17 protein-coding genes are annotated in these 21,965 nt (G+C 67.3%); 4 read left to right on the top strand and 13 right to left on the bottom strand.

The genetic code is table 11. The features are described 5' to 3' along the window. The first annotated feature begins 7 nt into the window (after nucleotides 1-7). Nucleotides 8-565: a flavin reductase family protein gene (locus QZ853_RS10185; RefSeq protein ID WP_295572631.1), complete on the top strand. Its 558-nt coding sequence runs from the start codon at nucleotides 8-10 to the stop codon at nucleotides 563-565. 34 nt (nucleotides 566-599) lie between these two features. Beyond that, nucleotides 600-2,552, top strand: coding sequence for an acetyl-CoA hydrolase/transferase C-terminal domain-containing protein (locus tag QZ853_RS10180; protein WP_295572629.1), 1,953 nt, complete (start codon nucleotides 600-602; stop codon nucleotides 2,550-2,552). A gap of 53 nt (nucleotides 2,553-2,605) precedes the next feature. On the opposite strand, the gene tkt is transcribed toward QZ853_RS10180, so the two are convergent. The 13 genes from tkt to QZ853_RS10115 form a co-directional block, all read right to left on the bottom strand. Next, the gene (tkt, locus tag QZ853_RS10175; RefSeq protein ID WP_295572627.1) at nucleotides 2,606-4,603 is read right to left on the bottom strand and encodes a transketolase; all 1,998 of its coding nucleotides are present in this window, start codon (nucleotides 4,601-4,603) and stop codon (nucleotides 2,606-2,608) included. A gap of 214 nt (nucleotides 4,604-4,817) precedes the next feature. Then, nucleotides 4,818-6,137, bottom strand: coding sequence for a dicarboxylate/amino acid:cation symporter (locus tag QZ853_RS10170; RefSeq protein ID WP_295572624.1), 1,320 nt, complete (start codon nucleotides 6,135-6,137; stop codon nucleotides 4,818-4,820). A 57-nt stretch (nucleotides 6,138-6,194) separates the two neighbouring features. Then, a complete protein-coding gene (locus QZ853_RS10165; RefSeq protein ID WP_295572621.1) occupies nucleotides 6,195-7,910 on the bottom strand; it encodes a BatD family protein in 1,716 nt (571 codons plus the stop codon). Next, the gene (locus QZ853_RS10160) at nucleotides 7,907-9,715 is read right to left on the bottom strand and encodes a tetratricopeptide repeat protein (protein WP_295572619.1); all 1,809 of its coding nucleotides are present in this window, start codon (nucleotides 9,713-9,715) and stop codon (nucleotides 7,907-7,909) included. The genes QZ853_RS10165 and QZ853_RS10160 overlap by 4 nt, the downstream gene beginning before the upstream one ends. Beyond that, entirely contained in the window at nucleotides 9,712-10,716 is a 1,005-nt protein-coding gene (locus QZ853_RS10155) for a VWA domain-containing protein (protein ID WP_295572617.1), read from the bottom strand. Before QZ853_RS10155 ends, QZ853_RS10160 begins: the two co-directional genes overlap by 4 nt. Beyond that, the gene (locus tag QZ853_RS10150) at nucleotides 10,713-11,162 is read right to left on the bottom strand and encodes a DUF4381 family protein (RefSeq protein WP_295572614.1); all 450 of its coding nucleotides are present in this window, start codon (nucleotides 11,160-11,162) and stop codon (nucleotides 10,713-10,715) included. Before QZ853_RS10150 ends, QZ853_RS10155 begins: the two co-directional genes overlap by 4 nt. Then, nucleotides 11,159-12,088: a DUF58 domain-containing protein gene (locus tag QZ853_RS10145; protein ID WP_295572611.1), complete on the bottom strand. Its 930-nt coding sequence runs from the start codon at nucleotides 12,086-12,088 to the stop codon at nucleotides 11,159-11,161. The genes QZ853_RS10150 and QZ853_RS10145 overlap by 4 nt, the downstream gene beginning before the upstream one ends. Nucleotides 12,089-12,096: 8 nt before the next feature. Continuing rightward, nucleotides 12,097-13,122 (bottom strand): MoxR family ATPase, encoded by a 1,026-nt coding sequence (locus QZ853_RS10140; RefSeq protein ID WP_295572609.1) that lies wholly within the window; start codon nucleotides 13,120-13,122, stop codon nucleotides 12,097-12,099. A 206-nt stretch (nucleotides 13,123-13,328) separates the two neighbouring features. Next, complete coding sequence (locus tag QZ853_RS10135) at nucleotides 13,329-15,293, bottom strand: type IV pilus secretin PilQ family protein (protein ID WP_295572606.1); 1,965 nt, start codon at nucleotides 15,291-15,293, stop codon at nucleotides 13,329-13,331. A gap of 21 nt (nucleotides 15,294-15,314) precedes the next feature. Beyond that, nucleotides 15,315-15,848 (bottom strand): pilus assembly protein PilP, encoded by a 534-nt coding sequence (locus QZ853_RS10130; protein WP_295572604.1) that lies wholly within the window; start codon nucleotides 15,846-15,848, stop codon nucleotides 15,315-15,317. Beyond that, on the bottom strand, nucleotides 15,848-16,522 hold the full coding sequence (gene pilO, locus QZ853_RS10125) for a type 4a pilus biogenesis protein PilO (protein WP_295572601.1): 675 nt from the start codon (nucleotides 16,520-16,522) through the stop codon (nucleotides 15,848-15,850). The genes QZ853_RS10130 and pilO overlap by 1 nt, the downstream gene beginning before the upstream one ends. Beyond that, nucleotides 16,519-17,403 carry a PilN domain-containing protein gene (locus QZ853_RS10120; RefSeq protein WP_295572599.1) on the bottom strand — a complete coding sequence of 295 codons (885 nt, stop codon included), beginning with the start codon at nucleotides 17,401-17,403 and terminating at the stop codon, nucleotides 16,519-16,521. The genes pilO and QZ853_RS10120 overlap by 4 nt, the downstream gene beginning before the upstream one ends. Then, the gene (locus tag QZ853_RS10115; protein WP_345777900.1) at nucleotides 17,403-18,461 is read right to left on the bottom strand and encodes a pilus assembly protein PilM; all 1,059 of its coding nucleotides are present in this window, start codon (nucleotides 18,459-18,461) and stop codon (nucleotides 17,403-17,405) included. Before QZ853_RS10115 ends, QZ853_RS10120 begins: the two co-directional genes overlap by 1 nt. Nucleotides 18,462-18,680: 219 nt before the next feature. On the opposite strand from QZ853_RS10115, the gene QZ853_RS10110 reads away from it, so the two are divergent. Then, complete coding sequence (locus QZ853_RS10110; RefSeq protein ID WP_295572595.1) at nucleotides 18,681-21,104, top strand: penicillin-binding protein 1A; 2,424 nt, start codon at nucleotides 18,681-18,683, stop codon at nucleotides 21,102-21,104. Nucleotides 21,105-21,311: 207 nt separating this feature from the next. Further along, nucleotides 21,312-21,956 carry a hypothetical protein gene (locus tag QZ853_RS10105; protein ID WP_295572593.1) on the top strand — a complete coding sequence of 215 codons (645 nt, stop codon included), beginning with the start codon at nucleotides 21,312-21,314 and terminating at the stop codon, nucleotides 21,954-21,956. Nucleotides 21,957-21,965 lie beyond the last annotated feature (9 nt).

Here is a 21,965-nt window from a genome sequence, read left to right as displayed (position 1 = left end):
GCCCCGGATGAAAGCGCTGCCCAAGAAGGACTTTCCGGTCGAGCAGGCCCGCCGCTTCCTCGAACCCGGCCCGATCGTGCTGGTCAGCACCGCCTGGCGCGGCCAGCGCAACCTGATGACGATGGGCTGGCACATGGTGATGGGCTTCTCGCCGTCGCTGGTCGCCACCTACCTGTGGAATGAGAACCACAGCCATGCACTGGCCGTCGGCAGTGGCGAGTGCGTGATCAACCTCCCCGGCGTGGAGTTGCTCGATACCGTGGTCGACATCGGCAACTGCAGCGGCCGCGAGGTCGACAAGTTCGCCCGGTTCGGCCTCGACGCGCTGCCCGCACGCGAGGTCGGCGCGCCACTGGTCGGGCAATGCCACTCGAACTTCGAATGCCGCTTGTACGACGACAGCCAGGTGGCATCGAGCAACCTGTTCATCTGGGAAATCGTGCGCGCACACGTAGCGCCACGGCCGAAGCTGCCGCGCACGGTGCACTACCGCGGCGATGGGCAGTTCATGGTGGCCGGCGCCGAAGTCTCGCGTCGACGGCGGTTCAAGCCCGACATGCTGTAATGCCAGCACTCCCCCACACGCAGGACTGCCGCGCATGACCGAACACCTCACCGACCTGGACGCCGCTGTCGACTGGTTGTTTGCGCGCGTGGAAGGGCCGTTGCGGATCGGGGCACCGCTGGCACTGGGCAAGCCGCACCGGCTGCTCAATGCCCTGTACGCGCGCGTCGAGCACGACCCGTCGCGGCCGTTGCAGCTGTATACCGCGCTATCGTTGAACCCGCCGAAGGCGCGCGGCAACGGCCTGGAAGCGCGCTTCATGGCACCGTTCGCGCAGCGCCATTTCGGCGACGATTTCCCGCGTCTGGCCTATGCCGATGCGATCGCACGCGACGCGCTGCCGGCACATGTGCAGGTGGAAGAGTTCTACATGCAATCCGGCGCCCTGCTCGGTTCGCGCCAGGCGCAGTCCAGCTATACCAGCCTGAACTACACCCACGCCGCCGACGCGGTCGCCCAGCGCGCGCCGCAGGTAATCGTGCAGAAGGTGGCGATGCGGGCGGGTGATCGCCGGCTGTCGCTGTCGTGCAACAACGACATCACCCAGGACACGCTCGATGCCATTGCAGCGCGTGGCCTTCCGCGGCCCCTGCTGATCGCCGAGATCGACCCGCAGCTGCCCTACCTGGGCGGTTCGGCCACGGTGGATGTGTCGTTCTTCGATCTGGTGATCACCCCGCCACCGCCGTACCCGGCACTGTTCGGCCTGCCGCGGCAGCCGGTCGGCGATGCCGACTACGCCATCGGCCTGTATGCCAGCACCCTGGTCCGCGACGGCGGTACCCTGCAGATCGGCATCGGCACGCTGGCCGATGCACTGAGCCATGCGCTTGTGCTGCGCCACACCGACAATGCGCGCTACCGCCGCGTACTGCATGCACTGGACCCGCAGCTGGCCAGCCACCCGCTGGTGCAGGAAATCGGCGGGCTGGATCCGTTCGAGGTCGGCCTGTACGGCTGCAGCGAAATGCTCAACGAGGGCTTCCGCCGGCTGGTGCAGACCGGGGTGATCAAGCGCAAGGTGCACGACGACCTGGCGCTGATGCAACGCATCGAGAACGGCAGCACGCTGTCGATCGACCACGCCACGCTGGCTGCCGAGGGCGAATACCTGCACGGCGCCTTCTACCTCGGCTCGCCAGAATTCTACGAGTGGCTGCGCACGCTGCCGGAGGATGAGTGCCGCGCGATCGGCATGCGCCGCATCAGCGAGATCAACCAGCTGTACGGCGGCAACGAGAGGCTGGAACGCCTGCAACGCCGGCATGCCCGATTCTTCAACTCGTGCATGATGGCCACCGCACTGGGCGCCGCCGTCTCAGATGCGCTGGACGATGGTCGCGTGGTATCCGGCGTGGGCGGCCAGTACAACTTCGTGGCGATGGCACATGCCCTGCCGGAAGCGCGCAGCGTGCTGATGTTCCGCGCCGCGCGCGATGACAAGGGCCAACGCGAATCCAACGTGCGCTGGAACTACGGGCACACCACTATTCCGCGCCACCTTCGCGATATCTACCTCAACGAATACGGCATCGCCGACCTGCGTGGCTTGACCGACGAGGACTGCGTGCATGCGATGACGGCGATCACCGAAGCGCCGTTCCAAGGTGGCCTGCTGCAACAGGCGCAGGCCGCGCGCAAGCTGTTGAAGGCCACGCAGCCGGATCCCGAGCGCCTGCAGCGCAACACGCCGCAGGCATTGGCCGCGGCACTGGCACCGTTCCGCGCCGATGGCAGCCTGCCGGACTATCCGCTCGGCAGCGATTTCAACGAGATCGAGCAGGCGCTGGTGAAGGCACTGGGTTGGCTGAAGGCCAACACGCAGACCCGTGGCGACAAGCTGCGCACGGTCTGGGCCGCGCTGCGACAACCGGCCGGCGACGGCGATGCGGTGTACCTGCAACGCATGGGCCTGCAGGCGCCGAAGAATTTCGACGAGCGCTTGAACGCACGCCTGCTGCGCCTGGCGCTGGCGCATACCGCCTGAGAAAAGGAAAGGCCGGCGTGCGCCGGCCCTTCTTCATTGCTCCGCGAAGCTGCTTACAGGGCCTTGGCGGCTTCCACCACGTGGGCGGTAGTGATGCCGAAGTGCTTGTACAGCTGATCGGCCGGGGCCGAAGCACCGAAGGTGTCGATACCGATCACCGCGCCGTCCAGGCCGACAAACTGGCGCCAGAAACCGGTGACGCCGGCTTCCACGGCCACGCGCTTGCGCACGGCGTTGGGCAGCACCGATTCACGGTAAGCCGCATCCTGGCGCAGGAACACGTCGGTGGACGGCATCGAGACCACGCGGGTCTTGAGGCCGGCCGCATCCAGCTGGGCCTTGGCTTCGGTGGCCAGCGAGACTTCCGAACCGGTGGCGATCAGGATCACGTCCGGGGTACCGGCGGCATCGGCCAGCACGTAACCGCCGCGCTCGATCTGTGCGATCTGCTCGGCGTTGCGCGGCTGGTGCGGCAGGTTCTGGCGGCTGAACACCAGGCAGCTCGGGCCGTCCTGGCGGGTGATCGCGGCCTTCCAGCTCACTGCCGATTCAACGGCATCGCACGGGCGCCACACGTCGTTGTTCGGGATGTAGCGCAGCGAGGCCAGGTGCTCCACCGGCTGGTGGGTCGGGCCGTCTTCGCCCAGGCCGATCGAGTCGTGGGTGTAGACATGGATGGCGTGGGCCGGGATCAGCGCGCTCATGCGCACGCCGTTGCGGGCGTAGTCGCTGAACACCAGGAAGGTGGCGTCGAACGGAATGAAGCCACCGTGCAGGGCCAGGCCGTTGGCAATGGCGGTCATGCCGAACTCGCGCACGCCGTAGTACACGTAGTTGGCGTTGGCGTCGTCGCTGGCAACCGATGTGCTGCCCTTCCACAAGGTCAGGTTGGAGTGCGCCAGGTCGGCCGAGCCGCCGACGATTTCCGGCAGGAGCGGCGCAAACGCTTCAATCGCCAGCTGCGAGGCCTTGCGCGAGGCGATCGTCGGGCCTTCAGCGGCCACCTGGGCGATGTAGGCGTCGGCCTTGGCAACAAAGTCGGCCGGCAGCTCGCCGTGCGAACGGCGGGTCAGTTCAGCGGCTTCGCCCGGGTACTGGCTGGCGTACTTGTCGAACAGCTGTTCCCACTCGGCCTGGCGCAGGGTGCCGGCGCCATCGGCGCGCCAGCCGTCGTAGATCGCCTGCGGGATCTCGAACGGGCCGTATTCCCAGCCCAGCTGCTTGCGGGTGGCTTCCAGTTCGTCCTTGCCCAGCGGGGCACCGTGGCTGGATTCCTTGCCCCCCTTGTTCGGCGAACCAAAACCAATGGTGGTGCGGCAGCAGATCAGGGTCGGCTTGTCGCTCTGCGACAGCGCGGCCTCGATGCCGGCCTTGATGCTTTCCGGGTCATGGCCGTCGACGTCACGGACCACGTTCCAGCCGTAGGCTTCGAAACGCTCCGGGGTGTTGTCGGTGAACCAGCCCTCGACGTTGCCGTCGATGGAGATGTGGTTGTTGTCCCAGAAGCAGACCAGCTTGTGCAGGCCCCAGGTACCGGCCAGCGACGCCGCTTCATGCGACACGCCTTCCATCAGGCAGCCATCGCCCATGAACACCCAGGTGCGGTGGTCGACCACTTCCAGCTCCGGGCGGTTGAAGCGCTGTGCCAGCAGCTTCTCGGCCAAGGCGAAGCCCACGGCATTGGCGAAACCCTGGCCCAGCGGGCCGGTGGTGGTTTCCACGCCCGGGGTCTCATGGCGTTCCGGATGGCCGGCGGTGTGGCTGCCCAGCTGGCGGAACAGCTTCAGCTGCTCGATCGGCAGATCGTAACCGCTCAGGTGCAGCAGCGCGTACTGCAGCATCGAACCGTGGCCGTTGGACAGCACGAAACGGTCGCGGTTGAACCAGTGCGGATTGCTCGGGTTATGGCGGAGGTAGTCGTTCCAGAGGACTTCGGCGATGTCGGCCATGCCCATGGGCATGCCGGGGTGGCCGGACTTTGCGGTTTCAACCGCATCGGCGGCAAGGAAGCGGATGGCGTTGGCCAACTGGCGACGGGTAGGCTGCGTCATGGTTCTGTCGGAATCGGGAGGCGGCCGCGGACGTGCGGGCGGCCTATTGTCCCATAGTCGCCGGGCGGGGGGTCAGCCCACCGTGCCCGGTCGTGCCGGCGGCTGGCCTGCAACGTCAGGATTTCCGCTGGATTCCGCATGTGAAAAGGGGTCGGATCCATTCCCAGAGGAATGGAATCCGACCCCGATCAGGTCACCAGCAGTGGTCCCGCGCTCAGTCCTGGTGCGGGGCCAGCGCCGGACCGTCGTGCGACTCGCCCTTGGCCACCAAGGTGGTCAGGGCCAGATCGCCGGTCACGTTCAGCGCGGTGCGGCACATGTCCAGGAAGTGGTTCACGCCCAGGATCAGACCGATGCCCAGCGGGTTCACGCCGACCATGGCGCAGATCATCGCCACCACCGGCAGCGAGCCTGACGGCACGCCAGCGGTACCGATGCCGCCGAGGATGCAGACGGCCATCACCATGAACTGCTGGCCGATGCTCAGGTCCACGCCGAAGAACTGGGCCAGGAAGATCACCGTCACGCCCTCGAACAGCGCGGTACCGTTCTGGTTGGCGGTGGCGCCCACGGTCAGCACGAAGCGCGAGACGCGCTGCGGCAGGCCCATCTGGTCGGCCACGCGCAGCGCGGTCGGCAGGGTGGCATTGCTGGAGGCGGTGGAGAAGGCCATCACCGTCGCTTCCTGGGTATCGCGGAAGAACGACAGCGGCGAACGGCCGGACAGCCACACCGCGGTGCCGTAGGTCACGATCATGTGCAGGCCCAGCGCCAGCACCACCACGCCCACGTAGGCACCAAGGCGGATGATCAGCTCGAAGCCGAACAGTGCGGCCAGGTTGAACATGAAGCAGGCCACCGCGTACGGGGCCAGGCGGATGACCAGGTTGATCAGGGTCATCGAGATTTCGAACACGCCTTCGATGGCGCGACGCAGCGGGGCGACCTTCTCGTTGTCGGTCAGCACCATGCCGATACCGAACATCAGCGCGAAGAACATCAGCGACAGGATCGCGCCGTTGTCCGACGCCGCCTGCAGCACGTTGCTCGGTACGATCGACAGCAGCATGTCCATGCCCTTCGGCGTGCCATGGATGCCAGCGACGATTTCCTTGCTGCGCTCGGCGTTCTCCGACAGCATCAGCGCCGCCGTCTGCGGGTCGACGCCGGCGCCTGGCTTGAGCACGTTGACCAGCACCAGGCCGATGCCCACCGCAATGCCGGACAGCAGCACGGTGTAGGCCAGGGTCTTCCAGCCGATGCGGCCGAGGGCGCGGATGTCGCCCATCTCCGACACGCCCATGATCAGCGCCGAGAAGATCAGCGGCACGATCAGCATGAAGATCAGGTTGAGGAACAGGCCCGACGCGGGGGTGGTGACGTAGTCCATTACCCACTTGGCACCGGCCTGCAGACCATCGACGCTGCCGCCCAGGGCGTGCACGATCAGTCCCAGGACCAGGCCGATCGCAAAGCCGATGCCCATCTTCCAATGCAGGGGCAACTTCTTCTTGTCGGCAGCAGCTGCTGTCATACGCGGGTTTCCTCGAAAAATGAATGCACTCTAACAAAGCCCGCAAGCGACGCCGGTTCAGGTTCGCCGCGGTGGATACAGCGGCGCCAGGCCAGTGTCGGCGGGGCCAGCAATGGCCGACCAGTGCGGTCCGTCACGGAAGGCCTCGCGCAGGCGCGCGCGCAGCGATGCCAGATCGCCCTGCCCGCCCCAGCGTGCCTGCTGCAGCGCCTGCAACACCTCGCGCTGGGACGGGTCATCAAGCCGGGCGATGACCTGCTCGATACGTTCAACGCCGGCCATCGCGCACAACTGCGCTTCGACCTGATCGAAGCCCTCGCCATCCAGCGCGCGGCGCAGCTCGGCCAAGCCGGCACGTCCGCTCGCCACAGTCGGCACAGCCGGTGTGCCCAGCGCGGGCGCGGCAGCACGGGGGCGGCGGCCACGCTGCCAGCCCCACAGCAGGGTCAGCAACCACAGCAACGTCACGCCGATCGCTGCGCCCATCCAGGGCCATGGCCGTTCGGACAGGCCGCTGGCACGCGGATCGGTCGCCGCGATACGGCTGTCCTGGGCATCGGTGCCCGGCAATGCCGCATTGGTATCAATCGGAGGCAGCGGCGCCGGCGAAGCAGCGGCGCCACCGCTACCGGCCGCAACCTCCAGTGTCAGGTCCGGCAACCGGGCTTCCTGTGCCTTGCCGTTGCGCACATCCCACCAGGGCAGCCGCGGCCCCGGCACCACCAGCGCCCCCGGCTGGCGCGGCACGATCGAATAGCGACGGGTGATCTTCAGCCTCGGCGTGCTGCCATTGAAGGTTTCCTCGTACTGCGCCGGTTCGGCGAACACCTGCGCGCTGCTGCCGAGGTCGGGCACCGGCAGGTCGGTGAACTGAGCGCGGGTCGCGCCTTCGGCAACGGCCTCGACCACCACGTTCGCGGCCTCGCCGCTACGGGCACGGGTCGGCGCGCTGGTATAGCGCAGCTGCAGGCTCTGCAGCGGCAGCCAAGGCTGCGGTGCCTGCGCCGGCTGTGCCTGCACCTGCAGGGTGCGGTCGGCGCTGGTGGCATTCATGCGCCCGTCGCCCCCCCCGAAGAAATCGTCGAAGAAACCACCGGCACTGCGTCCGCTGAAGCGCGCACCGGCCAACCGCAACGCGCCGCTGCGTTCGGGAATCAGCAGGAAACGGCGCTCGACCACGTTATAGCGCCGGCCATTGACCTGACGCACATCGGTGCGGTCATCGCCCACCCGCTGCAGCGACGCACCGGCCGGCGTATCCAGCACGAGTTCGCCGGAGGCCAGCTGTGCGGCGAAGTAAAGCCGCACCACCACGCCCACGCTCTGCTGGACGTAGGGCGTTTCGTCATCGACCACCGTCTCGATGAAGGCCATCGCGTTGCTGCCGGGACCAGCCACCGTGGCTGCATCCACCTGCAGGGTCAGCGGTGCGGTGCGTGCGCTGCCGACCACCAGACCGGGAATCACCAGCGCGCCACTGCGCCGCGGGGTCAGCGCGACACCGTACAGGTTGCGCTGCTGCATGCTGCCATTGCTCCACTCCACCTGACGGCTGCTGGTCTGCCCGCTCAGGTCGAAGTCGCTGCGCAGCGGTGTGAAGTCCGGTGCGCCCTGATCGCTCTCGACATTGAGCGTGACCGTATCGCCCACCGCGATGCGATCACGATCGAGCCATGCCCGCGGCTGTGCCCACGCCAACAGCGGCAGCCACAGCAGCAGTGCCGCCAGGACCTGCTGCGGCCAGCGCCCGTGCATGTTGTTCGCCCGCGTCATCGCCCTTCCCTCTTCCTGCGTTCGTTTTCCAGCTGGAACTTGGCCCGCAGCAACGCACCCGGATCATCCGGCACGCGCCGCATCCACGCCTCAACCGCCTGCTGTTCTTCGCGCTGGCCCGGGGTGCGGACGTCGCCGGTAGAGGCCGGCTTGCCGTCCTTGTCCGTCTTGCCCTCGCCTGCCTGCTGCATGGCCTGCTGCATGCGCAGGCGTTGCTGTGCATCCGCCTGTGCCTGCGCCTTGGCATCCTCGGCCTGCGGCGGCGCCTGCTGGCCATCGCGGCCGCGCTCGCCGGACTGCGGATTCGAGGACGCCTTGTCATCGCCGTGCCTGGGCTGGCCCTGCTGGCCCGGTGAAGGCTGGCCCTGTCCGGGGTCCTTCTGACCCGGTTGCGGTGGCTGGCCCTGTGGGCTCGGCTGTTGCTTCTGCTGCCCGTCCTGCGACTTCTGCTGATCCTGCCCCTTGCTGCCGGGCGGCTTGCGCTTGCGCGCGGCATCGACCACGGCACGGTTGGCCACCGCATCGGCCATACCCGGGTGCAGCGCCAACGCGCGGTCGTAGGCTGCGATTGCTTCGTCGTAGTTGCCTTCACGCGCCAGCGTGTTGCCGAGGTTGTACCAGCCTGCATCGTTGTCGATGCCCTCGAACTGCTTGCGCGCAGCGGCGAAGTCACCACTGCGGTACGCCTGCACGCCCTCGATCAGGCGCTGGTGCTGCAGCTGGTCGCTGCGCTTCCACAGGGTGCCCTGCGGCGGCGGCCTTGCGGACGCCTGTGCGTGTACCTCGCCCATCCAGGGCAGCACGCCCACCGCCAGCACGGCGGCGAGCACCGCACGACGGCGGAAGGCCAGCAGTGCCAGCAGCATCAGCGGTGGCAACAGCCAGAATCCCTCATCACGCCATTGCTTGCCTTCGCCCGGCCGCTGCGACGCACTGCCTTCGCGTGCATCCAGCACGCCCAGCGCGCGCAGATCACTGTCATCGGCGGCGATGCGCGCATAGCGGCCACCACCTGCGGTGGACACCGCGCGCAGGCTGCCTTCCGCCAGCGCCGCCTGGCGGATCTGGCCGGCGCCGTCACGGTACGCAGCACCCGTCGGTGTACCCAGGCCCAACACCGACACCTGCAGGCCGAGCCCGCGTGCCTGTGATGCCGCCAGCGCAGCTTCACCATCGGCCTGATCGCTGACCAGCAGGATCTGCCCCTGTGGCGCGCCGATCTGCCGAATCAACCGCGTCGCCCAGTCGATACCGCGGTCGGCACGCGCGCCATCGCGCGGCATCACATCCGGCGACAAGGCATCCAGGTACAGCGCGACGTTGCTGCCGTCGTCGGTCAACGGCGCCACGGTGTAGGCATCGTCGGCATAGACCACCAGCCCGACTTGCCCGCCCTGGCGCGCGCGCAGCAGCTGGCCCAGCTTCGCCCGCGCCTGCAGCAGCCGCGACGGCGGCAGATCGGTGGCGGTGATCCGGCTGGACAGGTCCAGCACCACCACCAGCGGGGCGCTCGGCTGGAACATCGGTTGTGCCTGCTGGCGCCAACTCGGCCCGGCCATCGCCAGCGACGCCAGGGTCCAGCCCAACACCATCGCCCACGGCCAGCGCGCGCGACGACGTTGACCGGTCGCCAGCAGATGCGGCAACAGGTGCGCATCCACAGCGTGCCGCCACGCATTGCCGCGCCGCTGCCGGTACAGCGTCAGCGCGATGATCACCGGCAATACCAGCAACGCCCACAGCCATTCCGGACGCAGGAAGTGCAGCGCGTTCCAGTCGGGAAGATTCGCGGCCAGGGCAATCATCGGCGTCGCTCCGGCCACAGCCAAGCCAAGGCGCCCAACAACACTGTCAGGCCCAGCGGCCATGCATAGCGTTCCTCGCGCGGGCGCAGGCTCGGTCCCTTCGCCGCGATCGGCTCCAGCCGGTCGAGCTCGGCGTAGATGCCGGCCAGCTGCGCGGTATCGCGTGCGCGGAAGAACTGGCCGCCGGTCATGCTGGCGATCTTCTTCAACGTGGCCTCATCGACCGGGTCCTGGTCGGCGGAAATGGGAATGCCGAGGAAGCGCATGCTGCCATCGCCACCGAAGGCGACGGTATGGATGCGCACGCCTTCGGCACGCGCCACTTCGGCCGCACGCAACGGCTCCAGTACGCCGGCATTGCTGACACCATCGGTCATCAGGATCAGGACGCGCTGCCCTTCGGGTTGGCTGCGCAAGCGCTTCACTGCCAGGCCGATCGCATCGCCGATGGCCGTCTCGCGGCCCGCCAGCCCGACCACGCTGTCACGCAGTTGATCACGCACGCTGGCCAGATCGGCGGTGAGCGGCGTCAACGTGTAGGCGCGGTCTCCGAAGATCAGCAGGCCGATGCGATCGCCGGCACGGCGGTCGAGGAAATCGGCCAGCACCGCCTTGGCGGCGGTGAGTCGATCCACCGCCTGGCCACCCAGCACCATGTCGCCCTCGCCCATGCTGCCGGACACATCCATCGCCAGCATCATCTGCCGGCCCTGCTGCGGCGGCGTGATCGCTTCACCCAGCTGCTGTGGGCGCGCCAGCGCGATGCACAGCGCACACCAGGCCAGCCACAACAGCAGCGTGCGCAGCCACGACACATCGACGCGACCGCCACCGGACAGCGCTTCCAGCTCGCTTGCGGCATACGGTACGCGCAATGCCGCGCCCGGCTCGGCGCGACGCTTCCACCAATGCATCAGCACGGGCAGGGGCAATGCCAGCAGCGCCAGCGGCCACGCCAGCTGCAGGTCCGGCCACGGCCAGTAACTTGCCAGCAGGTTCATCGGCGGCGCTCCAGCAGCATCGCCAGATAACGCTCGCGCGCCCAGCTGCGCACTGCCGCCACGTCACCGGCGTCCACGCGGGGGCGATAGGCACCTTCGGCCAGCAGGCTGCGGCGGGCATCCGGCAATGTGCCCTGCGGGTCCACGCGCTGCCACCAGGCCGCGTCGCGCAGGGATTCACTGCCCGGCTGTGCCTGTCGTGCTGCACGCCGCAGCAGGCCGGCGATGGCTGCCAGTTCGGCCGTGGCATCGGTGACGGTGGCCAGTTCCTGGTCGAACGCCTGCAACCAGCGCTGGCGACGACGGCGGCGCTTCCACCACAGCAGGGACAGCAACAGGATCAGCAGCAGCACCACACCGCCGATCATCAGGTAGCCCGGCGCTGGCGGCCACCACGATGGTGCTGGCGGCAGTTGCACGTCGCGCAGCGGCAGGGTGGCACTCATGCCGGCACCTCGGTGGGCGACGGTGCCAGCCAGGCATCGCTTGGCGCATCGGTGGACAGCACCTGCACATCGACGCGGCGCGCACCGAGCTGACGCCGGAGCTCCTGCAGCGGTTCGACGAAATGGGACTGCCAGCGGGCCTGCACGTCGCCGCGGCGCAGGTCCAGGCCAACGCGTTGCTGCGCGGCCTGGAACTGCAGCGCAGCCGACGGCGGTTGCATCTCCAACGGATCGACCAGCAGCACCAGGCTGAGGTCATGGTGCTGGGCCAGCGCGCTCCAGCGCGCCGGCGGAACATGAATGGCCTGCTGCGGATCGGCCAGCACCAGCATGCGTGCTCCTGGGCGCAGCACGCGCCCCGCGTGGTCCAACGCGCGCTCCAGGCCGAGATCATCGGCGGGCGGCTGCGCGTACCAGCGACTGAGCGCGTCAAGCACGCGCAGCACACCACGCGGCCCGCCAGCAGGCGCGATCGGCGGCTCACGGTCGCTGCCACGCAGCGCACCGACCCGGTCGCCACGACGTTGCGCCGACCATGCGGCGACGGCGCCGGCACGTGCGGCCTGTACCGACTTGAAGCGCACGCGGGTGCCGAAATACAGCGCTGGGGAGGTGTCGGCGACGATCAGGCTGACCCGTTCGCGCTCGGCCTGGAACAGTTTGGTATGGGCTCGACCAGTGCGCGCAGTGACCCGCCAGTCGATATGGCGCGCATCGTCACCGGCCACGTACTCGCGCGACTCGGCGTACTCCATTCCGCGTCCACGCAGCGGCGACGGCGCCTGCCCGGCATTGCCGGCACGGCCGCGACGCGGCGGCGGCGGACGTTGCGCCAACCGGCGCAGCGCCACCAGCTCGGACAACTGCGGACGCAGCCCGTCTCCGTCGCTGACGGTGGCGGCACGTTGCTGGGATGGATCGGACATGCGCAGGCTCAGGGTGCCGGCACCCGGGACAGCAGCTCCTGCACCAGGCGCTCGCCATCCCAGCCCTCGGCGGTGGCCTCGTAGCTGGGAAGCACGCGATGGCGCAGCACATCGGCGGCAACTGCGCGGACGTCATCCGGGGTGACGAATTCGCGACCGGCCAGCCAGGCACGCGCACGGGCACAGCGCTCCAGCGCGATCGAGCCACGCGGGCTGGCGCCCCAGGCGATGCGGCGCGCGAGACCCGCGTCGTATCGCGATGGATCGCGCGAGGCCAGCACCAGCTCGATCAGGTAGCGCTCCAGCGCCGGTGCCATGTGCAGGCCGAGCACTTCGCGGCGGGCGTCGAATACATCCTGCATCGGCAGTTTCTGCGGTGCGGGTGCGGGCTCGCCGAGGGCGCCGCGGGCGCGCTCGCGGGCCAACCGCAGGATTTCCGACTCGGCCGCCTGGTCGGGGTAGCCGATGCGTACGTGCATCAGGAAACGATCCAGCTGCGCTTCCGGCAGCGGGAACGTGCCTTCCTGCTCGATCGGATTCTGCGTGGCCATCACCAGGAACAGCGATGGAAGTGCATAGGTATGGCGCCCAACGGTGACCTGGCGCTCGCCCATCGCTTCCAGCAGGGCCGACTGTACCTTGGCCGGTGCGCGGTTGATCTCGTCGGCCAGCAGGATGGGATGGAAAATCGGTCCGGGCACGAACTCGAAGCGGCCCTCCTGCGGGCGCCAGATCTCGGTGCCGGTCAGGTCGGCGGGCAGCAGGTCCGGCGTGAACTGCACGCGCGCGAAGTCGGCTTCCAGGCGCGAAGCCAGCGCACGGATCGCTGTGGTCTTGGCCAGGCCCGGGGCGCCTTCCACCAGCAGGTGGCCGTCGGCCAGCAATGCAATCAGCAAGCGTTCAACCAGCGCGGCCTGACCGACGATCTCGGCAGACAGGGCATCACGCAGCGCGCTGAAGGCGCCATGCAGGCGGGAGGTGGCCGGCGAGGGCGGCGGCGAAACGGTTTCGGGCATCGGCGGAGGCAGGTTCATGGGGGCCTTTGACCGGCGCAGGACGGCACGGGTTCCCGACATCATCGCAGGGTGCCTTGCGATTGGCATCAAGAACGGCTGAACGGGTATCCCATCCACGCATGGCGTGGATCTACGGACTCATCCCCACCGATGTCATCCGGCATGAACGAAGAAGGGCCGCACATGGCAGCCCTTCTTCGTGTGGCGGGTGCGCTGGCCCAGTTCTACTTGGCCACGCGCAGCACCTTCGGGGTCACGAACACCAGCAGCTCGGCCTTGTCCTTGCTGCGGCCACGCTGCTTGAACAGGTTGCCCAGGAAGGGCACGTCGCCCAGGAACGGGACCTTGCTCACGCTGCTGCGGTCGGTGAACTCGTACACACCGCCAATGACCACGGTCTGGCCGTCGTCCACCAGCACCGCTGTATTGACTTCACGGCGGTTGATCTCCGGCACGGTCCCATAGCCCTGCAGCTGGATCAGGCGTTCCACTTCATCCTTCTTCAGCTGCATGTTGAGGAACACGCGGTTGTCGTTGGTGATCGTCGGCGTGACCTTCAGTTCCAGCACGACTTCCTTGAACTGCACGTTTGGCGTGGAGACGCCGGTAGCACCACCACCACTGATGGTGACATAGCCGATTTCCTTGCCCTGCTTGATCAGCGCCTCACGCTGGTTGGTGGTGACCACGCGCGGATTGGAGATCACCTCGCCGCGGGCCTCTTCCTGCATCGCCGAGAGCTCGACGTCCAACAGGTAGCCGGCGTTGAGGATCGACAGCGCCAGCGAACCGGGGGTCGCCGTCGATGCGGCCGGCAGGTTGAAGTTCAGGCCACGCTTGATCGCCGACATTAGCGGAACCGGCGCCGGCCCGACACTGCCACCGGCCTGCCAGTCGCGATAGGCCTTGGCATTGGCAGCGGCCGTATCGGCCTGCGATTTGATGGTGTCGGCATTGGCATCCAGGTTGCCACCGAAGTACACATTGTCACGGCTGCCACTGATGCCGAACTTCGCACCCAGCTCGCGAGCGAAGGTATCGGTGGCAATGACGATGCGGCTTTCGATCAGTACCTGGTCGACCGGACGATCAATCACCCCGATCAGCTCACGCATGCGTGCGATCTTCTTCGGGATGTCGCTGATCATCAGCGTATTGGTACGTTCATCGGCAACGATGCGACCGCGTGCGGACAGGAAGCCGCTGTCTTCCTGCGAGGCCGAACCACCACTGCCACCGCCGCCGCCCCCGCTGCTGCCACCAATCCCCTTGGCCTCGGTCAGTGCCTTGAAGATCTGCGTAGCGCTGTGATAGTTGATCTGGACGTAGTCGGTAACCAGGTCTTCGCGGTTCTCGATGGCGATGCGCGCGTCTTCCTTCTCCTGCTCGAACTTGGCCAGTTCGGCCTGCGGAGCAACCCAGATCACGCTGCCGTCGCGGCGCTTGTCCAGGCCCTTGGCACGCAGAACGATGTCCAGTGCCTGGTCCCACGGCACATTGACCAGGCGCAGGGTCACATTGCCCTGCACCGAATCTGAGGCCACCACGTTGAGGTTGGACTCCTCGGCGATCAACTGCAGCACGGTGCGCACCGGCACGTCCTGGAAGTTGAAGGTCACCGGCTTGCCGGTGAAGCCACGCTGGCCGACGGCCTTTGCGGCCTGGGTGACGCTGCCGGCAGTGACCGCACCGACAGCGGCCGGAGCCTGCCGCGGGCTGATCTCGACCACGTACTCGTTGCCGCTCTGGTAGGCCAGCGACTCCACTGCACCGCCGGTGCTCAACACCAGCTGGGTGCCGGCACCGGACGGCTTCGGATCGATGCGCTGCACCGGCGTGGCGAAGTCGGTGACGTTCATCGGCTTCTGCAGGTTGGCCGGCAAGCGGGCATTGCCAACATCAACCACGACGCTGTTGCCCTGCGTGCGCAGATCCGGGATAGCGCCTTGACCGTCGAACTGCACGATCAGGCGACCGGCGCCATCGTCACCGCGCTTGAAGTCGATCTTGGACACCGACAGGCCGGCCGGCGCCGTGGGCGGGGCAACAGTGGTGCCCACCGGCTTCTCCGCCGGTGCGGCGGCCAGCGCCGGAGCGCAGGCCAGCATCAGCGCGACTCCCAGCGCGCTGACACGGTTCAAGGTAGAGCGCCGGATGGGACGCAGCCCCTTGGCTTGGTGAAAGGTCATCGTGCTATCCCCAGTAAACGATCATTGATCTTCAAGCGAGAGCATTGCCGGCCGTTCCAGCCAGCCGCCCGCGCCATCCGGCACCAGTTCGATAAGCTCCACGCGGTCTTCGAAGACCGCCGTGACCCGCCCGTCGCTCTGCCCCAGGTAGCCGCCCGGGCGCACCCGGTAGGTCACTTTGTCCGGCCCCATCACCAGCGCCACGGTGCCACCGCCGGTGCCGATGGTACCGACCATGTCCAGCGCGTCCAGCGGGAAGCCTTCCAGCGGCTCCTTGCGTCGGTTTGGATCCGGACGCAATCCGCCGTTCCCCTGCTGCGGATTGGTCCAGGCATCGGTGAACGGATCGCGCATGCCCTGCGCGGAGTACTCGAAGGTCTCGAACTGCTGCATCACCGGCAGCGGCTCCAGCGGCTGTGCCGGTCGCGCACGCTCGCCTTCCACCCACTTCTCGAGGTTGGGTGCATCGCCAGGCGTGCTGGTCACGCCACGACCACAGGCCGCCAGCAACAGGACCGTCAACGCCATTGCACTGCGTGCGATGTACGTGCGCATCACTTCTTGGCCCCCTTGCCCTTCTTCTTCGCCTCAGCATCGGCTGCAGCCTGCTGGGCCTGCACTTCGGTTTCGTCCAGATAGCGATAGGTCTTGACCGTACCGGACAGTTCCAGCGCGCCGCTGCGAACGTTGCCCTTGGTCTTGTCCTTGGGCTTGAGGTTGATGTCGTGCATGGTCAGGATCACCACCCGCGGCAGCGAGGCCACGCCACTGACGAAGGCGCCGAACTGGTGGTAGCTGCCCACCATCCGCAGCTTGATCGGCTTTTCGGCGTAGAACTCCTTGACCTGCTCCTGCTCCGGCTCGAACAGCTCGTTGGTCAGGCCGCTGGACAGCGCGGTCTGTGAGATATCGATGATCAGATCTGGCATTTCGGTCTTGCTTGGCAGCTGCCGCAGCATCTGCTGCAGGACCTGCTCCATCTGCGCCAGCTGCTGCTTCAGCGGTGCCAGGTTCACCGCACGCTCCTGCTGCTTGGTGAACTCGGCGCGCAGCTCGACTTCCTTCGACTCCAGGCCGGCCAGTTCCTCGCGCTTGCCGCTGATCAGCAGCATCCACGCCAGGAACATGATGACCAGCGCCAGCAGCGAACAGAAGACGATCTTGGCCTTCTGCGGCCAGTTGCCGATGTCGTTGAAATCCAGGTTCTTCAGATCGATCTTCTGGCTCATGCGCGGTCCCCCCGCAGCGGCGCAGAGAAGGCCTGCGGCGGCTGCGCCAAGCGGCTCCCCTCAGGCTTCGGGGCCGGCTTGGCCGCCGGTGCGGCCGGTTGATCCGGCTTGGCCGGGGCAGCGGCCGGAGCGCTGGCAGCGGGTGCTGCAGGCGCCGATGCCGGCGGCGCCGCGGTGTGGCCCGCAGCCGATGCGGCAGCGTCCGGGCTGGCGGCAAGCGGTGCCACCGGAGCCGGTGCCGACGGTGCGGCAGCCACCGTGCCATCCGCGTTCAGGCCGGGGGTCGCCGCGACCTCTTCGCTCTGGGCCGGCAGCTTCACCTTGACCACGAACACATACGGCAACGCCTTGATATCGGTCACCGGACCCAGCTTGCCGTCCTTGTCCTTCTCTGGCTCACGCGCCTCGATGATCGACAGCTCCGGGTTGGTCATCCAGCCGGAGGTCTCCAGGTTGCGCATATACGCCGAAACGCGGGCGTTGGACTGGGTCCGCCCTTCCAGGGTCAGCACATCCCCTTCCTGCTTCAGTGCGGTCAGCACCACGCCATCGGGGATGGTGCGCACCAGCGCGTCGAACAGATGGACCATCTGCGAACGCTTGGCCTGCAGTTCCTCGATCACCTTCTTGCGCGCCAGCAAGCGGTCCTTCTGCGCGTCAAGGCGATCGATCTCCTTGTTCTGTTCCTTGACCTTCTCGATCTCGGCCGACAGATAGGCATTGCGGTCCATCTGGCCGCTCACCTGGCGGTCGTAATAGAACCAGATCATCAACGACAGCAGCAGGCCACCGATCGCGGCCATGCCCAGCATTGCGTAGAACTCGCGCTGGCGTTGCTTGCGCCGCTCGGCGCGCCAGGGCAATAGATTGATGCGTGCCATCAGTCAAAGCTCCTCAGCGCCAGACCGGTCGCGATCATCAGCGCGGGGGCATCCTGGGCCAACGCATGCGCGTTCACCTTCGGGCCCAGGGTCATCTGTGCCAGCGGGTTGGCGACCACGGTCGGCACGCCCAGCTGTTCCTCGACCATCTCAGTGAGGCCGCCCAACACTGCGCAGCCGCCGGCCAGCACGATGTGATCGACGCGATTGAACTCGCTGCCGGCATAGAAAAACTGCAGCAGGCGGCTGATCTGCTGGACCGTCGCCTCCTTGAACGGCTCCAGCACTTCCATCTCGTAGCTTTCCGGCAACCCGCCCTGGCGCTTGGCCAGGCCGGCCTCTTCGTAGCTCAGGCCGTAGCGGCGCATGATCTCGTCGGTCAGCTGCTTGCCACCGAACACCTGTTCGCGGCTGTACAGGCTGCGGCCACCGCGCAGGACATTGAGGGTGGTCATGGTGGCGCCGATGTCGACCAGCGCGACCACGCCGTCGATGGATACCGGCAGCTCGCTGGCGACCAGGGCGTAGGCGTTCTCGACCGCGAAGGCCTCCACGTCCATCACCTTGGCCTGCAGGCCACCCAGCTCCAGCGCGGACTGGCGCAGTTCCACGTTCTCCGAACGCGACGCGGCCAGCAGCACCTGGACCATCTCCGGGTTGTTCGGGATCGCCCCGATCACCTCGAAGTCCAGGTTCACTTCCTCGATCGGGTACGGAATGTAGTTGACCGCTTCCAGCTCGATCTGGGCTTCCATGTCGTTCTCGTCGAGCTCGGCCGGCATCGGGATCACCTTGGTGATCACCGCCGACCCGGCGACGGCGGCAGCGGCCAGCTTGGCCTTGCTGCCTGAACGGTTCATCGCACGGCGGATGGCCTCACCCACGGCCTCCACTTCCACGATGTTCTTCTCCACCACCGCATTCGGCGGAAGAGGTTCCACAGCGTAGTGTTCCACACGGAAACGATTGCCGCTGCGGGACAGCTGCAAAAGCTTTACCGCAGTCGAACTGATGTCGACGCCCACAAGCGGCGACTGACTTTTTGGGATGAGCCCCACGGTTTCTCCCCTGCCGACGGGCACTTGGACGCAAGACCTGCGTCCGAGCATTAATAACGTATTCTTAGCAAATGGCAACGGCCCTGCTGTGAAGTTCCTCACGGATTCACGATGCAGCCCCTGACTGTTCCCCTTGCGCTCCCCGGTGCCGACCCCAGCCGCCACCTTGCGTAATCTATACTCTGCGACCACGAAATTCGCAATCGGAATCTGAACCCGATGACTCGACTCCGCCGCTGGCTGCGCTGGATCTTCCTGATTGTCCTGGTCCTGGCGCTGATCGGCGCGGCCGCCGTGGGCGGTCTGTACTACGCTGTGTCCTCCAAGCTTCCCGACGTGCAGACCCTGCGCGACGTGGAAATGCAGGAGCCGATGTACGTCTATGCTGCCGACGGCAAGCTGATGGCGGTGTTCGGCGAGACCCGACGCACCCCGATCACCATGAAGGACGTGCCGGAGAAGCTGAAGCAGGCGTTCCTGGCCACCGAGGACGCCCGTTTCTACGAGCATGGCGGCGTGGACTACATGGGCATCGGCCGTGCGGTGTGGCTGCTGGCCACCACCAGCGACAAGCGCGTGCCGGGTGGCTCCACCATCACCCAGCAGGTGGCCCGCCAGTTCTTCCTCAGTTCCGAGTACAGCTACACCCGCAAGCTGGCCGAGATCCTGCTGGCGCGGAAGATCGAGTCCGAGCTGAGCAAGGATGAGATCTTCGAGCTGTACCTGAACAAGAGCTTCTTCGGCAACCGCGCCTACGGCGTGGCCGCCGCCGCCGAGTTCTATTACGGCAAGAAGCTGAACGAGCTGGACCTGGATGAAATGGCTTCGCTGGCCGGCATCCCCAAGTTCCCGTCCTCAGGCAACCCGATCTCCAACCCGGAACGCGCGCGCCAGCGCCGCGACAACTATGTGCTGCAGCGCATGGCCGACCTGAAGTTCGTCAGCCAGGCTGAGGCCGATGCAGCCAAGGCGGTGCCGATGCATGCCAGCGCGCACGAGCCGCCGGTGCAGGTCGATGCGCCGTACGTGGCCGAGCTGGTGCGCCAGGAAATGATCGCCCGCTTCGGCGGCGATGTGGTCAACAAGGGTTACCACGTCACCACCACCATCGACTCGACCCTGCAGACCGCGGCCAATCTGGCCGTGCGTGATGGCCTGCTGCTGTACGACCACCGCCACGGCTGGCACGGCGTGGAAAAGCAGGTAACCCTGGGCGCCGGTGACGATGCGGCCGCCCTGGCCGAACACCTGCGCGGCATGTACGGCCAGGCCGGGCTGCTGCCGGCCATCGTGGCCAGCACCGGCGCCGATGGCAGCGCCACCGTGGTGCTGGCCAACCGCACCGAGATCGTGCTGCCGGCCGGTGCCGCCAAGTGGACCAACAAGACCCCGGGCAAGCTGGTGCAGCGCGGTGACATCGTGCGCGTGCGGGCCGGTGCCAAGGAAGGTGAGTGGCTGCTGGACCAGATCCCGCGCGGCCAGTCCGCGCTGGTCTCGCTGGATGCCCACAGCGGCGCGCTGAAGGCGCTGGTCGGTGGCTTCAGCTTCTCCGGCAACAAGTTCAACCGCGCCACCCAGGCCCGTCGCCAGCCGGGCTCGAGCTTCAAGCCGTTCGTCTACGCGGCCGCCTTCGACAAGGGCTACAACCCGGCCTCGATCGTGCTCGACGCCCCGGTCGTGTTCCGCGACCGCCGCGGCAAGACCTGGGCCCCGCAGAACGACGGCGGCGGCTTCCGAGGCCCCATGCGCCTGCGTGAAGCGCTGGTGCAGTCGCGCAACCTGGTCTCGGTGCGCCTGCTGGACGGCATGGGCGTGGACTACGCGCGCAAGTACATCAGCGAGTTTGGCTTTGCCGAATCGGAACTGCCGCCGAACCTGTCGATGTCGCTGGGTACCGCGTCGCTCACCCCGCTGTCGGTGGCCCGCGGCTACGCCGTGTTCGCCAATGGCGGCTCGCGCGTGGACACCTGGCTGATCGACCAGGTGAACGACCGCGACGGCAACCTGGTGTTCAAGGAAAACCCGGCGCTGGCCTGCCGCGAGTGCGCCGGCAGCAGCGACCAGCCGGTGAACCAGGTGGTGGACGGCTTCAACTTCGGCGCCCCGGCCCCGAAGGTGGACCCGGCCGCTGCGGCCAAGGCCGAAGCCAAGACCGAAACCCCGGCCGCGCCGGTCAACCCGGATGCCCGCACCGCCCCGCGCGCGATCGACGCCCGCACCGCCTACCAGCTGGTATCGATGATGCGCGACGTCGTGCAGCGCGGTACCGGCGTGCAGGCCAAGGTACTTGGCCGCGAGGACGTGGGTGGCAAGACCGGCTCCACCAACGACCACCGCGATGCCTGGTTCTCCGGCTTCGGTGGCCCGTACGTGACCACCGTGTGGGTGGGCCGCGACGACTTCCGCTCGCTGGGCTACCGCGAGTACGGTGGCAAGGCAGCCCTGCCGATCTGGATCGACTACATGCGCACCGCGCTGAAGGACACCCCGATCGCGCAGAACGATCCGCCCAGCGGCATGGTCCAGGCCACCCTCAACGGCGCGACCGAGTGGGTGAAGGTGGAAGACATGGACCGCCTGACCGACTACGACCTGAACCTCAATACGCCGCAGGCCGACGCCGCCGCGTTCGATATCTTCTAAGAGGCAGGTGGGGCGGGTGCCAACCCTGGTTGGCCCCGCCTTTGCAGAGCCGAGCATGGGCCCGGCTCTACAGGATCAACGGCCTGCCCTGCCCCGGTAGCGGCCAACCTTGGTCGGCACCTGCCAGAGCAGCAACATCGGTCATACCGACGCAGATGTCACATCCGTGCGCTAGTCTGTAGCCAGGTCGCAACAGGGAGTCATCGCATGCACCGCGCCCGTCAGCATGCTGCCAGCCAGACCCGCGAGCGGCGCCACCGCCTCGCCCACGAAGCCGCCCGCCTGATGGCCGAAGGCGGCATCCGCGACTACCACCAGGCCAAGTTGAAGGCCGCCAGCCGGCTCGGCATCCACGACGATGCCTCCCTGCCTCGCAACACCGAGATCGAAGACGCCCTGCGCGAGTACCAGCGGCTGTTCTCCGGGCCCCAGCACGGCAACGAACTGCAGCGTCGTCGCGAGGCCGCAATGCGTGCGCTGGAGTTCCTGCACAGCTTCTCCCCGCGCCTGGCCGGCCCGGTGCTGGACGGCACCGCCGACGCCAACAGCCCCGTGCAGCTGCACCTGCACAGCGATGAACCGGAGGCCGTGCATCGCTTCCTGGACGAGCATGGCATTCCCGCAGAATCGCGGGTACGCCGCCTGCGCATGGACCGCGAGCGCAGCCTGGACGTGCCGGTGTGGGTGTTCAGTGCCGAGGAGCTGACCTTCGACCTGGCCGTACTGCCGTACGACGCCCTGCGCCAAGCACCGTTGTCGCCGGTGGATGAGAAGCCGATGCGGCGCGCGTCTGTCGCGCAGTTGCGGCAGGTGCTGGCGGAAGCGGAGATCACCGCGTACATCGGCGGATGACGACGGTAG

Origin of the sequence: uncultured Stenotrophomonas sp. (assembly GCF_913778665.1) — a bacterium.
Taxonomy (GTDB): Bacteria; Pseudomonadota; Gammaproteobacteria; order Xanthomonadales; family Xanthomonadaceae; genus Stenotrophomonas.
The sequence above is the reverse complement of the archived record's forward strand: the minus strand, read 5'-3'. Positions and strand labels throughout refer to the sequence as shown.